This is a genomic window from Streptomyces solincola (assembly GCF_002982015.1).
Lineage (GTDB): Bacteria > Actinomycetota > Actinomycetes > Streptomycetales > Streptomycetaceae > Streptomyces > Streptomyces solincola.
Genome location: NZ_PVLV01000439.1, coordinates 1 through 4,953, shown reverse-complemented (window position 1 = coordinate 4,953; position 4,953 = coordinate 1). Strand labels below are relative to the sequence as shown.

Below are 4,953 nucleotides of genomic sequence, written 5' to 3'. Positions count from 1 at the left end.
GCGGGCAGCGAGAGCCCGGTCTCGGCGGCGAGGCGGCGGCGCAGTTCGACGGCCATCAGGGAGTCGAGGCCGACTTCCTTGAAGACCTGGTCGGCGTCGACGGCGCCGCTCTCGCCGAGGCCGAGGACGACGGCGGCCTCGCGCTGGACGGTGGTCAGGAGCAGGCGGCGCTGTTCGTCGTCGCCGAGGGCGGCGAGCCGGTCGCGGAGGCCGGCCGGGGTGCCGGCGGCGTCCTGGGCGCGGCGCGGCTTGGTGCGGAGCATGGAGCGCAGCAGGGCGGGGGTGTCCTCGCCGTCGTCGCAGGCGCGTTGCAGGGCGCCGAGTTCGAGCCGGGCCAGGACGTGGTGGGCGGTGGCGGTCCGGGCGATGGCGGTGTCCATGAGGCGCAGGGCCTGGTGCGGGGCGAGGGCGGCGATGCCCTGGCGGCGCATCCGGGCGATGTCGACCTTGCTGAGGGTGGCGGTGAGTCCGGTGCCGTCCTGTTCCCACAGGCCCCAGGAGAGGCTGGTGGCGGGCAGGCCGAGGCCGCGGCGGTGGGCGGCGAGGGCGTCGAGGAAGGCGTTGGCGGCGGCGTAGGTGCTCTGTCCGGCGCTGCCGAAGACGCTGGCGACGGAGGAGAACAGCACGAACAGCCTCAGGTCGAGGTGGCCGGTGAGTTCGTGCAGCAGGGCGGCGCCGGCGACCTTGGGGGACATGACGCGCCAGAGGCGTTCGGCGTCCTGGCCGAGGGTGAGGCCGTCGTCGAGGACGCCGGCGAGGTGGACGACGCCGGCGCAGGGGTGGGCGGGGTCGATGCCGTCGAGGACGCCGCGCACCTGGGTGCGGTCGGCGACGTCGCAGGCGACGACGTGGACGGTGGCGGCGCCGTCGTCGGTGAGGGTGCGGACGAGGTCGGCGGCGCCGGGGGCGTCCGGGCCCTGGCGGGAGGTGAGGACGAGGTGGCGGACGCCGTGTTCGCGGACGAAGTGGCCGGCGACCTGGCGGCCGAGTTCGCCGGTGCCGCCGGTGATGAGGAGGGTGTGGTCGGGGTGCCAGGCGGGGCCGGCCGGTTCGGCGGCGGCGGCGCGGGTGAGGCGGGGGGCGAGCGCCTTGCCGTCGCGGACGACGAGTTCGGGTTCGCCGGACAGGTCCAGGGCGCGGCCGAGGAGGTCGGCGGGTTCGGCGGGGCCGGCGTCGACCAGGCGCACGGTCCGTTCGGCGTACTCGGCGCGCAGGGCGCGGACCAGGCCCCACAGGGGGGCGCCGGCGAGGTCGGCGGGCGGGGCGCTGTCGGCGGTGGCGGCGCCGTGGGTGAGCCAGAGGAGTTCGGTGTGCTCCAGGCGGGGTTCGGCGACGATCCGCTGGGCCTGGGCGAGGGCGTGGGCGGTGGTGTCCCGGACGCCGGCCACCAGGTCGTCCCGGCAGTCGGCGGGGGGCACGTCGATGACGATGCGGTTCGGGGGCGGGGCGCCGTCGTCGAGGCGGCGCAGCAGGGTGTCGGCGTCGGCGACGGCGTCCGCGGCGAGGGCGGCGGTGAGGGTGGTGTCGTCGCCGAGGACCCAGGTGCGCGGGGGTTCGGTGGCGGCCGGGGCGGGCAGGGCGACGGGCTTGAGCCGGACCTCGTAGAGGTGGTCGACGGGGCGGCCGGCGCGGATCTGCTCGGGGGTGGCCTCGCGCAGCCGCAGCGCGCGGGCGGTGGCGACCGGGGCGCCCTGGGCGTCGGCGGCCCACAGCCGGGCGGTCAGCGTCGCGGTGTCGAGGTCCACGCGCACCCGCAGGGTGGTGGAGCCGACGGCGTGCAGTTCGGCGCCCTCCCATTCGAAGGGCAGCAGCACGCGGCGGTCGTCGGCGTCCTGGTCGCGGACGGCCTGGAGGGTGTGCAGGGCGGCGTCGAGGAGGGCGGGGTGGATGCCGTGGTCCTGGCCGGGTACGCCGTCGGGCAGCCGGATCAGTCCGTATCCGGTGTCGCCGTCGCGCCACAGTTCGGTCAGGCCGCGGAAGGCGGGACCGTAGTGCACTCCGGTGGCTTCGAGGCGCTCGTAGAGGCCGTCGAGGGGCACGGGTTCGGCGCCGGGGGCGGGGGGCCAGGCGCGCAGTGCCGCGAAGGCGGCGTGGTCGTCGGTCTGCTGGTCGGCGGCGGCGCTGTCGTCCAGCAGCGTGCCGGTGGCGTGGCAGGTCCAGGTGGACTGGCCGGTGTCGCGGCGGCTGTGCACGGTGACGGTGCGTTCGCCGCCGAGGCCGGCCGGGCCGACGGCGACCTGGATCTGCGCGCCGCCGTCCTCGTCGAGGATCAGGGGTTCGGCGAGGGTGAGGCCGCCGACCTGGGCGGCGCCGGCCTCGCGGGCGCCGGCGAGGGCGAGTTCGAGCAGTCCGGCGCCGGGCACGAGGACCGCGCCGAAGGCGGCGTGGTCGCGCAGCCACGGGTGGGCGGCCAGGGACAGCCGCCCGGTCAGCAGGTGGCCTTCGCCGCCGGCCAGGGCGGTCACCGCGCCGAGCCAGGGGTGGCCGGCCGGGGCCAGGCCCAGGGAGCGGGCGTCGCCGCCGGCGGGTGCGGCCTCGGGCCAGTAGCGCTCGCGCTGGAAGGCGTAGGTGGGCAGGGCGGCGGGCTCCCGCCCGGCGGGCAGGGCGCGCGTCCAGTCGGTGGCGTGCCCCTGGACGTGCAGCAGGGTGAGCACGTGCCGCAGCCGGGCGGTGCCGCCCTGGTCGCGCTGGAGGGTCGGCACGACCAGCCCGCCGGCCTTGGCCGCGCCGTCGGTGAGCGGCATGACCAGCACCGGGTTGGGGCTGACCTCCACGAACAGGTCGTAGCCGTCGGCCAGCAGCCGGGCCTGGGCGAGGTCGAGGCGGACGGGTTCGCGCAGGTTGCGGCACCAGTAGTCGGCGTCCAGCTCGGGGCCGGGCAGGGGGCCGCCGGTGACGGTGGAGTAGAACGGCACGCTCGCCGGGCGGGGGGCCAGGTCGGCGAGGTCGGCGCGCAGCGCGGGCAGCAGCGGGTCCATGTGGGCGCTGTGCGAGGCGCAGGAGGAGTGCAGCTTCGCGCAGACCACGTCGTCGTCGTCGAGGTCCATCAGGACGTCGTTGACGGCGTCGGTGTCGCCGGAGATCACCGTCCAGCGGGCGGTGTTGACGCCGGCGATGGACAGCGCGTCGCCGTAGGGCGCGAGGTGCGCGCGCACCTCGTCGACGGGCAGTTCGACGACGGCCATCTCGCCGCCCCGGCCGTCGCGCTGGAGCGCCTGGCTGCGCAGGGCGACGATCCGCGCGCCCTCCTCGACGGTGAGCGCGCCGGCGACCACGGCGGCGGCGATCTCGCCCTGGCTGTGCCCGGCGACCGCGTCGGGCCGCAGGCCCAGCGCCCGCCAGGCGGCGGCGAGGGCCACGTACACGGTGAACAGCACGGGCTGGACGACGTCCAGGCGCTCGAAGGGCAGCGCCTCGCGGTCCTCGCCGCGCAGCCGGGCCAGCGTGGACCAGCCGGTCAGCGGCCGCAGGGCGGCGTCGCACTCGGCGGCCGCGGCGGCGAACTCGGGGCTCTGCGCGAGCAGTTCGTCGGCCATGCCCTCCCAGTCGGTGCCCTGCCCGGGGAAGACGAAGACGGTCTTGCCGCGCTCCTGGGCCGTGCCCTGCACCAGGTCCGGGTGGGCGGCCCCGTCGGCGAGGGCGCGCAGCAGCGTGGCGGCCTGCCCGGTGGAGCCGGCGAGGACTCCGGCGCGGTGTGCGAAGTGGGTGCGGTGCCGGGCGGCGGTGGCGGCCACGTCGGCGAGCGGGACACCCGGGCGCTGCTCCAGCCAGTCGGCCCAGGCAGCGGCCTGCGCGCGCAGGGCCGGCTCGCTGTGGGCGGAGAGGACGACGGGGAGCGGGCCGTCCGGCGCTTCCGAAGGCTCGGTGTCCCGTACCGGTGCTTCTTCGATGACCACGTGCGCGTTGGTGCCGCTCAGGCCGAAGGAGGAGACGCCGGCGCGGCGCGGGCGGTCGGCGTCCCGCCGCCAGTCGCGGGCCTCCTGGAGGAGTTCCAGTCCGCTGCCGTCCCAGTCGATCAGCGTGCTGGGCTGTTCGGCGTGCAGGGTGCGCGGCAGCTTCTCGTGCTCCAGCGCCAGGATCATCTTGATGACCCCGACCACACCGGCGGCGGCCTGCGCGTGCCCGATGTTCGACTTGGACGAGCCGAGGCGGACCGGGTTGGCGGGGTCGCGGTCGGGGCCGAAGACCTCGGCGAGCGCGCCCGCCTCGATCGGGTCGCCCAGCGACGTACCGGTGCCGTGCGCCTCGATCGCGTCGATGTCCGCGGCGCTGAGTCTGGCGGCGGCTAGCGCGTCGCGGATGACCCGGGCCTGCGACGGGCCGTTGGGGGCGGTCAGCCCCTGGCTGCGCCCGTCCTGGTTCACCGCCGAACCCCGGATGACCGCCAGCACCCGGTCACCGTCCCGCTCGGCGTCCGACAGGCGCTTGAGCACCAGCACACCGACGCCCTCCGACCAGCCCGCACCGTCCGCGTCGGCCGAGAACGACTTGCACCGCCCGTCGGGGGCCATCGCCTTCAACCGGGAGAACTCGACGAAGGTCGCCGGGGTGGACATCACGGTGACGCCGCCGGCGAGGGCCACCTCGCACTCGCCGCCGCGCAGCGCCTGCGCCGCCAGGTGCAGCGACACCAGGGAGGAGGAGCAGGCGGTGTCGACGGTGAGCGAGGGGCCCTGGAGGCCCAGCGCGTAGGAGACGCGGCCGGAGAGGATGCTGCCGGCCTTGCCGGTGCCGACGTAACCGTCCAGCGCGGTCAGGTCGTGTCCGCGTACGTCGCCGTAGTCGGAGTTCATCGCGCCCAGGTAGACCCCGGTCCGGGAGGCGTCGCGGACGTCGGCGGTCAGTCCGGCCCGCTCCAGGGCTTCCCAGGAGGCTTCCAGCACCAGCCGCTGCTGCGGGTCCATGGACACCGCCTCGCGGGGGCTGATGCCGAAGAAGGCGGCGTCGAAGCGC

General features: G+C 76.5%; 1 protein-coding gene. It reads right to left on the bottom strand.

What is annotated here, in order from left to right:
* Positions 1 to 4,953, bottom strand: a 4,953-nt coding sequence (locus tag C6N75_RS24065; RefSeq protein WP_146132656.1) for a type I polyketide synthase, incomplete at both ends; no start/stop codon positions are given.